This is a genomic window from Herbaspirillum sp. C9C3 (assembly GCF_013359625.1).
Classification (GTDB): domain Bacteria; phylum Pseudomonadota; class Gammaproteobacteria; order Burkholderiales; family Burkholderiaceae_D; genus Herbaspirillum.
In genome coordinates this window covers 117,645-132,626 of the sequence record NZ_JABFMQ010000005.1, presented here as the reverse complement: position 1 = coordinate 132,626, position 14,982 = coordinate 117,645, and the positions used below count along the sequence as shown (strand labels likewise).

At 62.3% G+C, this 14,982-nt stretch carries 16 protein-coding genes; 10 read left to right on the top strand and 6 right to left on the bottom strand.

Annotated features, from left to right (window positions below):
- The first annotated feature begins 1 nt into the window (after position 1).
- The 3 genes from HNO82_RS07175 (at position 2) to HNO82_RS07165 (ending at position 2,666) form a co-directional block, all read left to right on the top strand.
- A complete protein-coding gene (locus HNO82_RS07175) occupies positions 2-862 on the top strand; it encodes a DUF3106 domain-containing protein (protein WP_175343224.1) in 861 nt (286 codons plus the stop codon).
- Positions 863-1,115: 253 nt separating this feature from the next.
- The gene (locus tag HNO82_RS07170; RefSeq protein WP_175343223.1) at positions 1,116-1,640 is read left to right on the top strand and encodes an RDD family protein; all 525 of its coding nucleotides are present in this window, start codon (positions 1,116-1,118) and stop codon (positions 1,638-1,640) included.
- A gap of 96 nt (positions 1,641-1,736) precedes the next feature.
- On the top strand, positions 1,737-2,666 hold the full coding sequence (locus HNO82_RS07165; protein WP_008327587.1) for an esterase/lipase family protein: 930 nt from the start codon (positions 1,737-1,739) through the stop codon (positions 2,664-2,666).
- A gap of 101 nt (positions 2,667-2,767) precedes the next feature.
- Here the strand turns inward: HNO82_RS07165 and HNO82_RS07160 are convergent, their stop codons facing one another.
- Both HNO82_RS07160 and HNO82_RS07155 read right to left on the bottom strand, forming a co-directional pair.
- Positions 2,768-3,115, bottom strand: a complete 348-nt coding sequence (locus HNO82_RS07160; RefSeq protein WP_034350146.1) for a hypothetical protein — start codon at positions 3,113-3,115, stop codon at positions 2,768-2,770.
- A gap of 123 nt (positions 3,116-3,238) precedes the next feature.
- Positions 3,239-4,084: a ferritin-like domain-containing protein gene (locus HNO82_RS07155; RefSeq protein WP_175343222.1), complete on the bottom strand. Its 846-nt coding sequence runs from the start codon at positions 4,082-4,084 to the stop codon at positions 3,239-3,241.
- A gap of 159 nt (positions 4,085-4,243) precedes the next feature.
- On the opposite strand from HNO82_RS07155, the gene HNO82_RS07150 reads away from it, so the two are divergent.
- Positions 4,244-4,768 (top strand): gamma carbonic anhydrase family protein, encoded by a 525-nt coding sequence (locus tag HNO82_RS07150; protein ID WP_175343221.1) that lies wholly within the window; start codon positions 4,244-4,246, stop codon positions 4,766-4,768.
- Positions 4,769-4,788: 20 nt separating this feature from the next.
- Positions 4,789-5,718, top strand: a complete 930-nt coding sequence (hslO, locus tag HNO82_RS07145; RefSeq protein ID WP_175343220.1) for an Hsp33 family molecular chaperone HslO — start codon at positions 4,789-4,791, stop codon at positions 5,716-5,718.
- An 85-nt stretch (positions 5,719-5,803) separates the two neighbouring features.
- On the opposite strand, the gene HNO82_RS07140 is transcribed toward hslO, so the two are convergent.
- Complete coding sequence (locus HNO82_RS07140) at positions 5,804-6,526, bottom strand: pseudouridine synthase (RefSeq protein WP_175343219.1); 723 nt, start codon at positions 6,524-6,526, stop codon at positions 5,804-5,806.
- Between the two features lies 1 nt (position 6,527).
- Positions 6,528-7,355 carry an RNA methyltransferase gene (locus tag HNO82_RS07135; RefSeq protein ID WP_175343218.1) on the bottom strand — a complete coding sequence of 276 codons (828 nt, stop codon included), beginning with the start codon at positions 7,353-7,355 and terminating at the stop codon, positions 6,528-6,530.
- 318 nt (positions 7,356-7,673) lie between these two features.
- Here HNO82_RS07135 and HNO82_RS07130 point away from each other — a divergent pair, with 318 nt between their 5' ends.
- The 5 genes from HNO82_RS07130 to HNO82_RS07110 all read left to right on the top strand — a co-directional run bounded on the left by HNO82_RS07130 (position 7,674) and on the right by HNO82_RS07110 (position 12,110).
- The gene (locus tag HNO82_RS07130) at positions 7,674-8,471 is read left to right on the top strand and encodes an inositol monophosphatase family protein (RefSeq protein ID WP_006712869.1); all 798 of its coding nucleotides are present in this window, start codon (positions 7,674-7,676) and stop codon (positions 8,469-8,471) included.
- Positions 8,472-8,557: 86 nt separating this feature from the next.
- Positions 8,558-9,082, top strand: coding sequence for a VOC family protein (locus HNO82_RS07125; protein ID WP_008327569.1), 525 nt, complete (start codon positions 8,558-8,560; stop codon positions 9,080-9,082).
- A 32-nt stretch (positions 9,083-9,114) separates the two neighbouring features.
- Entirely contained in the window at positions 9,115-9,870 is a 756-nt protein-coding gene (locus HNO82_RS07120; RefSeq protein ID WP_175343217.1) for an alpha/beta fold hydrolase, read from the top strand.
- 173 nt (positions 9,871-10,043) lie between these two features.
- Complete coding sequence (locus HNO82_RS07115) at positions 10,044-11,585, top strand: DEAD/DEAH box helicase (protein WP_175343216.1); 1,542 nt, start codon at positions 10,044-10,046, stop codon at positions 11,583-11,585.
- 39 nt (positions 11,586-11,624) lie between these two features.
- Positions 11,625-12,110, top strand: coding sequence for a GNAT family N-acetyltransferase (locus HNO82_RS07110; RefSeq protein ID WP_175343215.1), 486 nt, complete (start codon positions 11,625-11,627; stop codon positions 12,108-12,110).
- 169 nt (positions 12,111-12,279) lie between these two features.
- Here HNO82_RS07110 and HNO82_RS07105 read toward each other — a convergent pair whose 3' ends face one another.
- Entirely contained in the window at positions 12,280-13,434 is a 1,155-nt protein-coding gene (locus HNO82_RS07105) for an L-talarate/galactarate dehydratase (protein ID WP_175343287.1), read from the bottom strand.
- Between the two features lie 61 nt (positions 13,435-13,495).
- On the bottom strand, positions 13,496-14,842 hold the full coding sequence (locus tag HNO82_RS07100; RefSeq protein ID WP_175343286.1) for an MFS transporter: 1,347 nt from the start codon (positions 14,840-14,842) through the stop codon (positions 13,496-13,498).
- Positions 14,843-14,982: the final 140 nt, after the last annotated feature.

Below are 14,982 nucleotides of genomic sequence, written 5' to 3'. Positions count from 1 at the left end.
GATGCACAAGACCACCGGCACTCCTGCAAAGGCTTGCGTTCGCCCCTGGCGCATTGCGCTGGCGCTGGCGGTGCTGGCCGGTGGATTGAGCTGCGCCTGGACCGTGGCACAGAATGCGCCGGCGCAAAGCACCCCGACCGCTGCAGCACCGGCAGCAGCCAGCGTCACCCCGGCGCCGGCTGCCACCCCCGGCACAACAGCGACGACACCGTCCCCCGCGCCGGCAGCCGCTGCCACGCATGCCAACAAGTCGACCGGCAAGTCTGCTGCCCGCAAAGCGGAGAACAAGCTGGCCTGGGCCAACCTGTCGCCCGCCCAGCGCCAGGCCCTGGAACCGCTGACCGGCGAATGGCCGCGCATGAGTGAGCTGCAGCGGGAAAAATGGCTGGAAATCGGCAAGCGCTACACCAGGATGAAGCCGGAAGCGCAACAGCGCCTGCACGAGCGCATGCGCGACTGGGTCAAGCTCACGCCGGCCGAGCGCAGCGCCGCCCGTACCAATTACGCCCGCGCCAAGAAGCTGGATGCGGAAGAAAAGCACGAGCAATGGGCCAAGTACCAGCAGCTTTCCGAAGAACAGAAAAAGAAGCTGGCCGAATCCCGGCTGCCCAGACGCGTGGCCAAGTTGCCGACCTCGCCCTCTGCGGCAGCCCCGGCCATCCAGTTGCCCGCCGAGGCACTGGACCGGCCGTTGCCTGTCGTCCCCGCCCCCACCCCTGCCACAGCACCGGCGCCTGCGCTGGTGCCGGGCTCGCAAGCCACCCCGATGCCCGCGATGGCGCCGACGGCATCGGCACCCACGACCGTGGCCGTCAGTGCAGCCGTCGTCCCTGGGACCACGGTATCGAACGATAGCAAGTAAGCCCGGGCAGATACTGCCCGCTTTCACCTGCTGCCCTACCTTCTCGCCATTCCTGCCGCCGCCCCCCCCCTGCATGCGGCGGCATTGGCACATCCATCGCCAGGACCACTCAGCGCAGGATGCACATTCTTGCCCTGCCTCAAGCATGCGCATAGGCAAGCGCGCCTGATTGCATTACCATCTGGCGGCCATGTCGCTCACCACGCGCCGATGGCTTCAGATCACCTCATCCAGAACGGAATCCACAGGAACCATGCCGGAACTGACCACGCCCTCCCTGCGCCGCCGCATGAGCAGCATGCTCTATGAATCCATGCTGCTGTTTGGCGTGCTGTTCATGTCGGGCTGGCTGTTTTCGACACTGCTGCAGCAGCGCCACGCGCTTTACCTGCGTCATGCCCTGGAGGGCTGGCTGTTCCTGGTACTGGCGGCCTACTTCATCTGGTTCTGGACCCACGGCGGACAGACGCTGGCCATGAAGACCTGGCGTTTTCGCGTGGTCGACCGCGACGGCCTGCCGCTGCGCCCCTGGCGCGCCCTGCTGCGCTTCCTGCTGGCCTGGCTGTGGATACTGCCGGGCCTGGCGCTGGCTTCGCTCACGCGCAGCCAGGCCTGGTTGCTGTTTCTGATCCCCGCAGCCAACCTGCTGCTGTGGGCCATGACCGCGCGCATGGATCCGCATGGCCAGTTCCTGCACGACCGCCTGGCCGGCACCCGCCTGGTCGACCTCACACCGCGCCCCCGGGCCGCCGACAGTCCGGCTGACGCCAAGTCATGAAGACGACATGAGCGCCCCGCCGCGCTCTGTTATGCTCTCGGCCGAAGGGTTGCAGCCGCATGCCCTTGGACCTGACCGCCTCCGACCGACGCCCGCATGATTTCACGCATCTCCAGAACCCTGCTCCTCATCCAGTTCGGCATCGCGATCCTGTTCTACTTCCTGTTGCGGCATTTCGACTGGCCCATCCTGGCCGCTGCAGGAGGGGGCGTACTGATCGTGCTGCTGCTGCGCGCCCAAATCACCGCCAACAGCTTTTTCCTGACCTGGCCCTATCGCGGCCGCACCTCCAACCCGGTGGAGATCACCTGGCTGCAGATCGCTACGCTGTTCCTGCGCGAATTCCGCGCCACCATGCTGTGCTCGTCCTGGGGCATGCCCTTCCTGCGCTTCGAACAGTTCAGCTACCCGGACACGACCTCGCTGCCGGTGCTGCTCATCCACGGCTACGGCTGCAACAGCGGCTATTGGCGCTGGATGAGCCTGGAGCTGCGCGAAGCCCGCATTACCCACTACGCGCTGGACATGGAACCGGTCTTCGGCAGCATCGATGACTACGCGCCCCTGGTGCATGCAGCCGTGCAACGCGTGCTGGCCGAGACCGGGCAGAAAAAGATCGTCATCCTCGCCCACAGCATGGGCGGACTGGCTGCCCGCGCCTACCTGCGCGACCACGGCTGCGACCGCGTGGCCCGCGTGATCACCCTGGGCACGCCACACCATGGCACGGCCATTGCCAACTTCGGCATCGGCATCAACTGCGGTGAAATGAACTGGCTGGGCCGCTACGAAGAAGGACGCAGCAGCGAATGGTTGCAAAAGCTGGCCGCCACCGAAGAAGCCGATGCGCTGGGCCACATCGTGTCGATCTATTCCCAGCACGACAACATCATCTCGCCGCAAAGCTCGGCCCACCTGGAGGGCGCCTGGAACATCCCGGTCATCGGCATCGGCCACGTCGCCCTGGCACTGGAACCCTCGATCCAGAAGATGGTGATCGACCTGATCCACAACGCCCGCGACTGAGCGCAGCGCCTGCTTGCGCCCTGCAAGCAAGAAGCCGTCCGGCGGGAGCGGGACGGCTTCTCGGATGAGGCGGCATCGCCTCCGGCGGGGCCAGGGTGGGCTTACTTCTTGGATGCGTCCTGCAGCTTCTGACCGGCTTCTTCCATCTTTTCACCGGTCTTCTGGGCCAGCTCCTTGGCGCCTTCCTTGGTCTTTTCGTAGGCTTCCTTGGCGTCGGCCTTGGCCTTGTCCATGGCGCCATCGAGCTTGGAACCGGACTCGGAAGCCTGATCCTTGGTCTGGCCGCTCACTTCATCGAGTTTCTTGCCGGCGTCCTGCACCGCACCGTCGATCTTCTTGCCCAACGCTTCGGCCGGACCCGGCTCTTCCTTCTTCTGGCAGGCCGCCAGCAGGGTAATGGCCGCCAGACTCACCGCCACGCCGGCCAGCAGTTTGGACATCTTGTTCATGTTCTCATCCTTTCCATTCATGGTTGACGATCCCGAGCTATCGGGATGGGGGTGACGATAGCACAGCGGCAAGCGCCTGCCTGCCGCTGCGAAAATTGCTTACATTTCTTGCAAATCCGTCGATCATCGCGAAACGTCGCTGAACATCAACATTTCTTCATCAGAAAAGCCAGCCGCGCGGCGCGCCTCCAGATTGAAGGGGCCGCGCAGCGGCGGCGCCCGGTGGCGCCGGCACAGCTCGGAGAAGCTTGTCACGGGATCAAGCTGGCGCTGCGCGCACAGCCAGTTGAACCAGCGGTTGCCGATGAGTACATGGCCGACCTCGTCGCGCATGATGATATCCAGAATCTCGGCGGCCGCCAGGTCACCGGCCTGCGCCAGCTTGGCGCGCACCGGCGGCGCCGCGTCCAGCCCGCGCGCTTCCAGCGTACGCGGCACCAGGGCGATACGGGCCAGGACGTCGTCCTTGGTCGATTCGGCCATGTCCCACAAGGCGTTGTGGGCGGTGAAATCGCCATAGCGGTAGCCTAGCATCTTCAGATGATCGGCCAACAAACTGAAGTGACAGGCTTCCTCGTCGGCCACCTGCAGCCAGTCTTCATAGAATTGGCGCGGCATGCCGGCAAAGCGCCAGAGCGCATCCAGCGCCAGGTTGATGGCATTGAACTCGATATGCGCCAGCGCGTGGATCAGCGCAGCCCTGCCCTCAGGTGTGCCCATGGAACGATGCTTCACCTCCAGCGGCGAAACCAGCTCGGGGCGCGCCGGGCGGCCAGGGATGCCGGTGGCGGATTCGGTGGCGGCCAGGTCGTCTGTTTCCAGCGCTACCTGCCCCGCCTGCCAGGCAAGGCGCAAGGCCCGCACGGAACTGCACTTGAGCGCAGGATGCGTTTCCCTCAGGCAATACAGCGCGGCGCTACGCAGGCGGGTGAATGAAAAGACTTCATCTGGGGACGAGACGTGATCCAAGGAACTGACTTTCAGGGAAGGTAGAATACGCGGTTGAGGACGCCGACTTTGCCTCCATATGGAAAAATATGAAGATAAATGTCCAATAATGCAAGCCGGGACAAGGCAGAGCCGAGGCATCACCCACCGACCAGCAGGTAACGAGGAGACAATTTTATTATGGCGATCTACCAATTGGCAGAGGACATTCCCGAGATCCACGACACCGCCTTCGTGGCCGAGTCGTCCACGGTCGTGGGCAAGGTGAAGATGGAGGCGCATTCCAGCGTCTGGTTCAACGTGGCCATTCGTGGCGACAATGAGCTCATCACCATCGGTGAGAACAGCAACGTGCAGGAAGGGGCGGTGCTGCACACCGATGTGGGCTATCCGATGGTGATCGGCAAGAACGTCACGGTCGGGCACCAGGCCATGCTGCATGGCTGCACCATTGGTGAAGGTGCGCTCATCGGCATCCAGGCGGTGGTACTCAATGGCGCCAAGATCGGCAGGAACTGCCTGGTCGGCGCCGGTGCCCTGGTCACCGAGGGCAAGGAGTTTCCCGACAACTCCCTGATCATCGGTGCTCCCGCCAAGGCGGTTCGCCAGTTGAGTGAAGAAGATATCGCGCGCATGCGGGCTGGCACCGACAGCTACGTGCAGCGCGCGCAACAGTTCAAGACCGGGCTCAAGCGCATTGCCTGAGTGGTCAAGCAAAGGAAACGATGAAAGACACGCTGCAAAAATTCCTGGTCGACAACGCGCCCGTGCGGGGCGAACTGGTCGAGATTTCCGATACCTGGCGCCAGGTGCAGGCCCGCCGCGACTATCCGGTCGCCGTGCGTACGCTGCTGGGCGAGATGCTGGCGGCCTCGGCCCTGCTGTCGGCCAACCTGAAGTTCAACGGCATGATCGTCATGCAGATCCACGGTGATGGCCCGGTCAAGCTGCTGGTGGTCGAATGCGACTCCGATCTGCAACTGCGCGCCACTGCCAAGCTGGCTGACGGTGCCGAGATGGCTGACGATGCCACGCTGACCGATCTGGTCAACGCCAATGGTCATGGCCGCTTCGTCATCACGCTCGATCCCAAGGACAAGCTGCCCGGCCAGCAAGCCTACCAGGGCGTAGTGCCGCTGGATGGCGAGAGCGTGGCCACTGTCATCGAGAACTACATGCTGCGCTCCGAACAGCTCGATACCAAGCTGTGGCTGGCCGCGGATGAAAAGGTCTCGCGCGGCCTGCTGCTGCAGAAGCTGCCTTCCATTGGCGGTACCGCAGCGCCGACTGCCAAGCCGGAAGGTGAACTGGAAGACTGGAACCACATGGTCATGCTGGGCGATACCTTGAAGCGCGAGGAATTGCTCTCCACCGACATCGCCACGCTGATGCACCGCCTGTTCTGGGAGCAGACCATCCGCGTCTTCGACCCGGTGCATCCGCAATTCCACTGCTCCTGCTCGCGCGAGAAGGTCGGCAACATGTTGAAGATGCTGGGTCAGGAAGAAGTGGCTGAAGCACTGTCACAGATGGAAAAGCTGGCCATCGACTGCGATTTCTGCGGCCAGCATTACGAGTTCGATGCGGTGGATTGCGCGCAGTTGTTCGTGGCCGATGTGGGTGGTGCGAGCGAGGCGAGTGACGCGCGGCATTGAGCCATCCCTGATGCTCGGGCAGCCATGAAAAAACGCCATCGGTTTGAAGCCGATGGCGTTTTTCTTTGCGGGTCGGACTCGACTGTCACTCCGTATCCGGCACCAGCAGTGCCATCTGGGCAGCATCCAGATACGTCCACTCCCCTTCTTCCAGTTCCAGCGCCTCCAGCTGCAAGCCGCCGATGGCGGTGCGCTGCAAGGCGCTGCAATGGTTGCCGGCTGCGGCCAGCATGCGCTTGACCTGATGATACTTGCCCTGCTCCAGCACGATTTCCAGCAGGTTCTCACCCAGTTGACGGCAACGGGTAGCCGCCAGGGGCGCCGGTTCGTCATGCAGTTGCACGCCCGCCTTCAGTTGCGCGATCAAGGCCTCGGTCACCGGCTCGGCCGTGGTAGCCGCATAGACCTTGGGCACGTGGCGCTTGGGTGAGGACTGCGCGTGAATGAAAGCACCATCGTCGGACATCAGCAGCAGGCCGGTCGTGTCGTGATCCAGCCGCCCCACCGGCTGCACGTCGCGCCAGGTGAACTGTTCCGGCAGCAGCGTCAACACGCCCGGATGATGGCTGGGCTTGCGCGAGCATTCGATGTTCTGCGGCTTGTTGATGGCGATGTAGACGTGTTCGCGGTATTCCCACTCTTCCTCGAAGATGGTCAGCACCAGGCCATTCGTCTCCGGCGTGGCGCGGTAGTCGTCCACCACCTCGCCATGAATCGACACTTCACCGTCCTCGATGAGTTCACGGCAATATTTGCGCGAACCGAAACCCTGCGATTGCAGGATGCGGTCCAGGGTCAGCTTGGCCATGTCAGCCTTCTCCTTGTTCGTTTTGTTCTTGCCGGCCGGCCTTGGCCTGCTTCGGTTCCAGAATCTGGCGGGCGATGCCGCGCAGGATGTTGACCTCTTCGGTCTCCAGCCGGGCGCGCGAGAACATGCGTTTCAAGCGCGGCATCAGCTTCTTGGGATTGTCCGGGTTGAGAAAATCGATGGCCACCAGCGCCTGCTCCAGATGCGCAAACATGCCCTCGATCTCGGCCACGCTGGCGCTCTCCCCGTGGAAACCCACCTCGCCCGGCGCGCGCGCATTGCCGCTGGTTTGCATGGGACCACCCTGCACTTCCAGCTCGGTCATGCGGCATTCATAAGCCAGCACCTGCACCGCCTGCGACAGGTTCAGCGAGGAATAATCCGGATTGGCAGGAATATTGAGCAAGGCATTGCACTTCTGCACCACCTCATTGGGCAGGCCAAAGCGTTCATTGCCGAACAAGAGTGCCGCATTCAGGCCGGTGTCACGGGAAAGCTGCCCCGCCAGCTCGCGCGGCGACACCACCGGCGGCGAGAATTCACGCAAACGGGCACTGACAGCGGCAGCGAAGTTGCATCCCTGCAACGCTTCTTCCACGCTGCCAACGATGCGTGCATTTTGCAACACATCGAGCGCGCCGCTGGCGAAGGCAATGGCTTCATCTTCCTTCACCGCGTCCGGAAAGCGCGGATTGACCAGCACCAGCTCCGAAAAGCCCATGGTCTTGATGGCCCGTGCGGCCGAGCCGATGTTGCCGGGACTGCTGGTATTGACCAGCACGAAACGCAAACGGCTGAAAAGAGATTGTCCTGACACTTGCTTGTTCATTTAAAATAGCGGGATTCGCGCCCCAGGATCAGATGTTGGCAAAACGCCAATATTGCAGCAAGGCTGTCAACCCAGGTCGACTTTGTTAGCCGACTTGACCGACGCCACTGCCCCTGGACTGCCTGGCAAACCCGCAAGCATAACAGCCGCGGGCGGCGCAACGCTCATTAATTTCATCGTCGCACTGGTTTGACTGCCGGGTTTCGCCTGGCCAGCTGTTCCGCATGCTTGTCGCGGAAGGCCGGCTGGTCGGCCATGGCGACGATGAGCAACGCAGCCATCGTCTTCGGTGGCCGCAATTTTAACGGAACCATCGGAATGATCATCCCACCCATGCTCAATACGGCGATCAAGGCAGCCCGCCGCGCCGCTACCATCATCAACCGCGCGTCCTTCGACGTGTCGCTGCTGAAAGTGTCGAAGAAGTCGCACAACGACTTCGTCACCGAGGTGGACAAGGCAGCCGAGGATGCCATCATCGACGTGCTCAAGAACGCCTACCCCGACCACGCCATCCTGGCCGAGGAATCGGGTGCGTCCGACAACCTGCACGATGAAAACGAAAACGTCTGGATCATCGATCCACTGGACGGCACCACCAACTTCATCCACGGTTTCCCGCAATACTGCGTCTCGATCGCCCTGCAACAGCGCGGCATCATCACGCAAGCCGTGGTCTACGACCCCACCCGCAACGACCTCTTTACCGCCTCCAAGGGTGCCGGCGCCTACCTGAACGAAAAGCGCATCCGCGTGGGCAAGCGCGACAAGATCGCCGACGCCCTGATCGGTACCGGTTTCCCCTTCCGTGACCTCGATGGCCTGAACGAATACGTCACCATGTTCAAGGTCATGACCGAGCACAGCGCCGGCCTGCGCCGCCCGGGCGCGGCCGCACTGGACCTGGCTTATGTGGCCGCCGGCCGCCTGGATGGCTTCTTCGAAAAGGGCTTGAAGCCCTGGGACATCGCCGCCGGCTCCCTGCTGGTGACCGAAGCGGGCGGTATCGTGGGTACCTTCAAGGGTGACTCCGACTACCTCTACAAGGGCGACGTCATCGCCGGCAGTCCGAAGATCTTCGCGCAGCAAGTGAACCTGCTCTCCGAATTCGCCTGAACGACGCCATTGCAATAAACCCGTCTCCTCATGGCGTCCGGCATTGCTGCTATAGTGCGGCTACCGGCGCAGACCGAGGAGACGACATGAACATTCCTTCCCAACAAGCCAGCAACGAGCAGGCCCATTGCGCGTTGCCGCCCGGCTACCACAGCGTCACTCCCTACCTGATCGTCAAGACCTCGGCTGATGCCATCGCCTTCTACCGGCGCGCCTTCGACGCCGCCGAGATCATGCGACTGGACGGCCCGCACGGCAAGGTCTGGCATGCCGAGATCCAGATCGGCAATGCCCGCATCATGCTGGCCGACGAACATCCCGAACTCGGTTTCCTGAGCCCGCAAACCCTGGGCGGCGCAGGCGTGAGCCTGCTGATCTATGTTGCCGATGTCGATACGGTATTCACCCAGGCGCTTGCCGCCGGGGCGGTGCAACTGCGCCCGGTACAGAACCAGTTCTACGGTGATCGTTCCGGCACCCTGCGCGATCCCTTCGGTCATGTCTGGTCCATTGCCACGCATATCGAAGATCTCAGCAATGAAGAAATCTGCGCGCGCTCGCGCGAGATGCTGGCGCGCCGCTGCAAGAAGCTGGCCGACGAAAAGAACTGATCCATCCTGACCAGAATACGACCGGAAGCCCCATGCCCTTTGCCCTCAGCGACAACCGCAAGATTCACTACCAGGTCGAGGGCCGGGGCCCGTCCCTGCTGCTGCACCACGGCTTTACAAGCAGCCTGGAAGCCTGGCGTTTCTTCGGCTTCACGGCGGTGTTGCGCGAGCACTACCAGGTCATCCAGTTCGATGCGCTGGGCCACGGCCAGAGCGACAAGCCGCATGATCCAGCCGCCTACACCCAAGTGCAGCGTTGCCGCGATGCCCTGGCCGTGCTGGATGCAGTGGGCATCGAACGAACCCACTTCTTCGGTTATTCGCTGGGCGGCTGGGTCGGCTACGGCCTGGTGCGCCATGCGCCCGAACGGCTGCACAGCCTCATCCTGGGTGCTGCGCACCCGTATGAAGATCGCAGCTGGGATGGCTTCCACGGCATCGACGGACGCGATCCGGAAGCCTTCATCGCCACCTTCGAAGGCTTGCTCGACGAACAGATTTCAGCGCAAGTGAAGATGCTCATCCGTGCCAATGACCTGGAGGCGCTGGCCGCTGCCGCCCAGCAGCCGCGCCCCTCGCAGGAAGACCTGCTGGCCCGCATGGACCTGCCCTGCCTGCTCTTCTGCGGCGATGCCGATGCGCGTCATGCGGCAGTCCAACGTACGGCGGCCTTGTTGCCGCAGGGTGAATTCGTCAGCTTGCCGGGCGTGACCCACTTCGGCGGGCTGATGCAGAGCGCACTGGTTTTGCCGCCCGTGCTGAGCTTTCTGGCACAGCGTCACCGATGAGCTGAACGCGGGCCTGTCTCAAAATAATTCACGTCGTACGCGGGCTGCGCTGTTATACTGCGGCCTGCGCGGCGTATAGCCAGTCAAGTCCGCGCCCTCCTCAAGTTCCAACCCGTTTGCCTGCGACTGGCGCCCGCAAGGGGCCACAGGCCAAACCCCAATTTCAGAGTCTCATGTCATTTTCCGCGCTCGGCTTGTCCGACGAAATCGTTCGTGCCGTTTCCGAACAAGGCTATACCTCCCCCACCCCGATTCAGGCCCAAGCCGTCCCCGCCGTGCTCTCCGGCGGTGACCTGCTGGCTGGTGCCCAGACCGGCACCGGCAAGACCGCCGGCTTCACCCTGCCGCTGCTGCAACGCCTCTCGGCCATGCCGCGCCAGAAGATCAACGGCCACCTGCCCATCCGCGCGCTGATCCTGGCGCCCACCCGAGAACTGGCAGCCCAGGTCGAAGAAAGCGTGCGCCAGTACGGCAAGTACCTGCCGCTGACCTCCGCCTGCATCTTCGGCGGCGTCGGCATCCATCCGCAGATCGCGCTCTTGAAGCGCGGCGTCGATATTCTGGTCGCCACCCCCGGCCGCCTGCTGGACCACATGCAGCAAGGCACCGTGAACCTGCAGCACATCCAGATCCTGGTGCTGGACGAAGCCGACCGCATGCTGGACATGGGCTTCATCCGCGACATCCGCAAGGTGCTGGCCGCGCTGCCGCCCAAGCGTCAGAACCTGCTCTTCTCGGCCACCTTCGCCGATGAAATCAAGAAGCTGGCCGACAGCCTGTTGAACAACCCGGCCCTGATCGAAGTGGCGCGCCGCAACTCCACCGTGGAAGTGATCGCCCAGAAGATCCACCCGGTCGACCGCGACAAGAAGCACCCCATGCTGGCGCACCTGATCAAGACCCACCAGTGGAAGCAGGTGCTGGTCTTCACCCGCACCAAGCACGGCGCCAACAAGCTGGTCGAGCAACTGGCGCGCGACGGCATCACCGCCATGGCGATCCACGGCAACAAGAGCCAGTCGGCCCGCACCAAGGCGCTGGCCGAATTCAAGGACGGCAAGCTGACCGCCCTGATCGCCACCGACATCGCCGCGCGTGGCATCGACATCGACCAGCTGCCGCACGTGGTCAACTACGATCTGCCCAATGTGCCGGAAGATTACGTCCACCGCATCGGCCGCACCGGCCGCGCCGGCGCTACCGGCGAAGCCGTCTCGCTGGTCTGCGTGGATGAGCGCGACCTGCTGCACGACATCGAGCGCTTCATCAAGCGCGAAATCCCGGTGGAAGTGATCGCCGGTTTCGAACCCGATCCGACCGCCAAGCCGCAACCGATCCAGCTGCGCAGCGGCCAGGGCCGTCACCAGAACGGTGGCGGACGTGGTGGTCAACGCAGCGCCCCGCGCAAGCCGGCCGGCAACGGCAATGCAGCAGCACCCAAGCCGGCCGGTGGCAGCGCCGCTCATGGCCAGGCCGCCAAGCCGCGCGCAGCAGCCAATGGCAACGGTAACGGCAATGCCGCCCGCGGCCAGGGTGGACGTGGCAATGGCGGCGGCAACGGGGGCAATGCGGGCAACGGCGGCAACAATGCCAACCGCGCTCCCAAGCCTGCCAATGCCAACGGCCAGCCGCGCAATGCCGGCCAGCAGCAGCGCCAGGGTGGTCCGCGTCCGTCGGCCCTGACCCATGGCGGCCAGCGCGCAGCGGGCAAGTAAGGCCGCGCCGTGCATCGTCCATCACGATAAAGGGAAGACATGAGTGTGACCGTCATCAAGGCCGACCTCGGCAACGCCGCCCACGCGGCAGCACTGTTCGAGACTCTCAATGCCTACGCTTGCGACGCCATGGGCGGCGGCAAGCAGCTCTCCGACTACGTGCGCGAGCACCTGGCCGCCGAGCTGAAGAAACGTCCCACCGCCCATGTCTTCCTGGCCTTCGATGGCGAGACCCCGGCGGGTCTGGCGACCTGCATCGAAGGTTTCTCCACCTTCGCCTGCAAGCCGCTGCTCAATCTGCATGACCTGGCCGTGATGCCGGCCTATCGCGGCCAGGGCGTGGCCAGGCTGCTGCTGGCGGCGGTTGAAGAACAAGCCCGCCAGCTGGGTTGCTGCAAGCTCACGCTGGAGGTCCTGGAAGGCAATGCAGTGGCGCGCTCGCTGTATCGCGCCTGCGGCTTCGAGGGCTACGAACTGAAAGCCGAAACCGGCAAGGCCATGTTCATGCAGAAGCCGCTGAGCTGAACGCTGCCTGCCTGACCGTGCGAAAAAAAAATGCCCGCATCCAATGATGCGGGCATTTTTGTTTTTGCTGCTCTTACGTCTTCACTGTCATTTTCTTGAGAACAGGAAAAGGCCGCTGAGCAACAACAAGGACTACGCAAGATTTCCGGATATCCGAAAACAATCTCCATCAAGGACGCCTGCCGATCTCAACGGTTTCGCGCGTCCAGGCCCGCGCCTGCTCAGTCAAGGTCAAGCCGAGACCTGGGCGGGTAGGTACCAGCATCCGGCCATCCTTCAATTCCAGTCTTTCGTTGAACAAGGGCTCCAGCCACTCGAAATGTTCAAGCCAGGGTTCGGTCGGATAGGCTGCGGCCAGATGGACATGAAGTTCCATCGCAAAGTGCGGCGCCAGCATCAATCCGGCGTGGCTGGCCAGGCCGGCCACCTTGAGGAAGGGCGTAATGCCGCCCACACGCGGACCATCCGGCATGAGGTAGTCTGCGGCACGATGGCGGATCAGCTCGCCATGCTCGGCTGCACTGGTCAGCATTTCTCCGGTAGCAATCGGCGTATCGAACTGGGCTGCAAGCGCAGCATGGCCCTCGTAGTCATAGCAATCCAGCGGCTCTTCGATCCAGATCAGGTTGAATTTCTCGAAGATGCGGCACATGCGTTGCGCCGTCGGGCGATCCCATTGTTGGTTGGCATCGACCATCAAGGGGAAATCGCCCAGATGCTCGCGAACGGTTTGGACTCGCTTGATGTCGATTGCGCAGTCAGGCTGACCGACCTTGAGCTTGATACCTCCGATCCCCTTTTCGCGCGACGCCGTGGTATTGACCAACAACTGATCCAGCGGGGTATGCAGGAATCCCCCGCTCGTGTTGTAGCAGCGCACCGAGTCGCGATGCGAACCCAGCAGCTTTGCCAAAGACAGGCCGGCACGTTTGGACTTCATATCCCACAGAGCCACGTCGAACGCGCCGATGGCCTGTGTCGACAGACCGCTGCGGCCAACTGATGCACCTGCCCAGCACAGCTTGTCCCATATCTTGCCGATGTCATTGGGATCTTCTCCCAAGATGGTCGGCGCGATCTCCCTGGCGTGCGCAAATTGGCCTGGTCCGCCGGCGCGTTTGGAGTAACTGAAGCCGAGCCCTTGGTGACCATCCGCCGTCTCGATTTCGACGAACAGCATGGCGATTTCGGTCATCGGTTTCTGGCGCCCGGTCAGTACCTTGGCGTCGCTGATCGGATTGGCCAACGGCAGGAAGGTGGACGAGATTCGGACCCACTCGATCTTGTCGCCGCTGGCCGAAGCTTGATGTGTGCTGATATTCATTTGTAGATCCCTACGAGAAGTGACGATGGAAAAGAGGAAACGTGGCATCAGGCACGTTGATTCAAGCCATTCCAGAGACCTGAGTGCTGGATGGACTACCGTGGTCACCCACATCCAGACGTTCCAGCTTGCCCACGATAAAGAGATACGAGCAGGCACCGATTGCCGCCACCACGCCCACATAGGTCAGCGCTGCTTCGAATGATCCCGTGGTCTTGACGAAATAGCCGATCGCAATCGGCGTCACGATGCTGGCGAGGTTGCCAAACAGGTTGAACATGCCGCCGGCGATCCCCATGGACTCCTTCGGCGACACGTCGCCGACGATGCACCAGCCAAGGTTGCCGACACCTTTGGCGAAAAACGCCAGCGACATGACTGCAATCACAATCGATACCGAGGAGACGTAGTTGGCCACGACGATCGAACAGGACGCGAACAAGCCAATGATGATCGGCGTCTTGCGGGCAGCGGTCAGACTGAAGCCGCGACGGATCATCCAGTCCGACCAGACGCCGCCGACCATGCCGCCAACGAAGCCGGCCAAGGGCGGAATCGCGGCAACCAGGCCGACCTTCAGGATCGACAGACCCTTGGCCTCCATCAAGTAGGTCGGGAACCAGGTCAGGAAGAACCAGGTAATGGAGGTCAGGCAGAACTGTCCGAGGTAGATGCCAACCATCATGCGGTTGGCGGAGATCGACTTGATATTGCTCCAGGAGAACGGCGTCTTCACATCGCCGATGGTAGGCATGCCGCCGCCTTGTTCGATGTATTCGATCTCGGCCTTGCTGGTGAGTTTGTGCTTCTTCGGTTCCTGCACCACAGCGAACCAGATCAAGCCCAAACCGATACCAGCAGCACCGGTGACGAAGAAGATGTGATGCCATCCCCAGGTGCTGAGGGTCCAGGTCATGATGGGCGTAAACGCCGCCAGAGCAAAGTATTGTGCGGACTGGAACACCGCAGTCGCCAATCCCCGCTCATGCTTGGGAAACCACATCACGGTGAGTCGGTTGTTCGCCGGGAACGCGGGAGCCTCCGCAACGCCCATCAGGAAGCGCAGCGTGAACAGCACCAGGAAGGCCGACGAAAACAGGTCGACATATCCCTGCAGGAAAGTGAAGGCGGACCAGATGATCAGGCTAAGGCCATACAAAACCCGCGAACCGATGCGATCCAGCAGTATTCCTCCCGGGATCTGCATGAGCGTGTAGGCCCAGCCGAACGCCGAGAAGGCAATCCCCATGGTGATGGCATCGAAACCCAGATCCTTGCGCATTGCGGGGGCAGCGATGGATAAAGTGGCCCGGTCAACGTAATTGAACACGGTCACGATGAAAATCATGGCAAGGATGAGATAGCGGATCTTCGTCCGTTTGTGCGTAGAGGTCGCTGCTGACTGCATGTTGTCTCCTTTGAGTAGTTTTTTTGCGATTGAAATGGTGATTACACCGCATATGATTGCGCAATCATTTTTGGATGCACGAAAACAATATCTGTATGAAGGACTTTCGGATTGGAAATTGCCGTCCAGCGATGACGGCA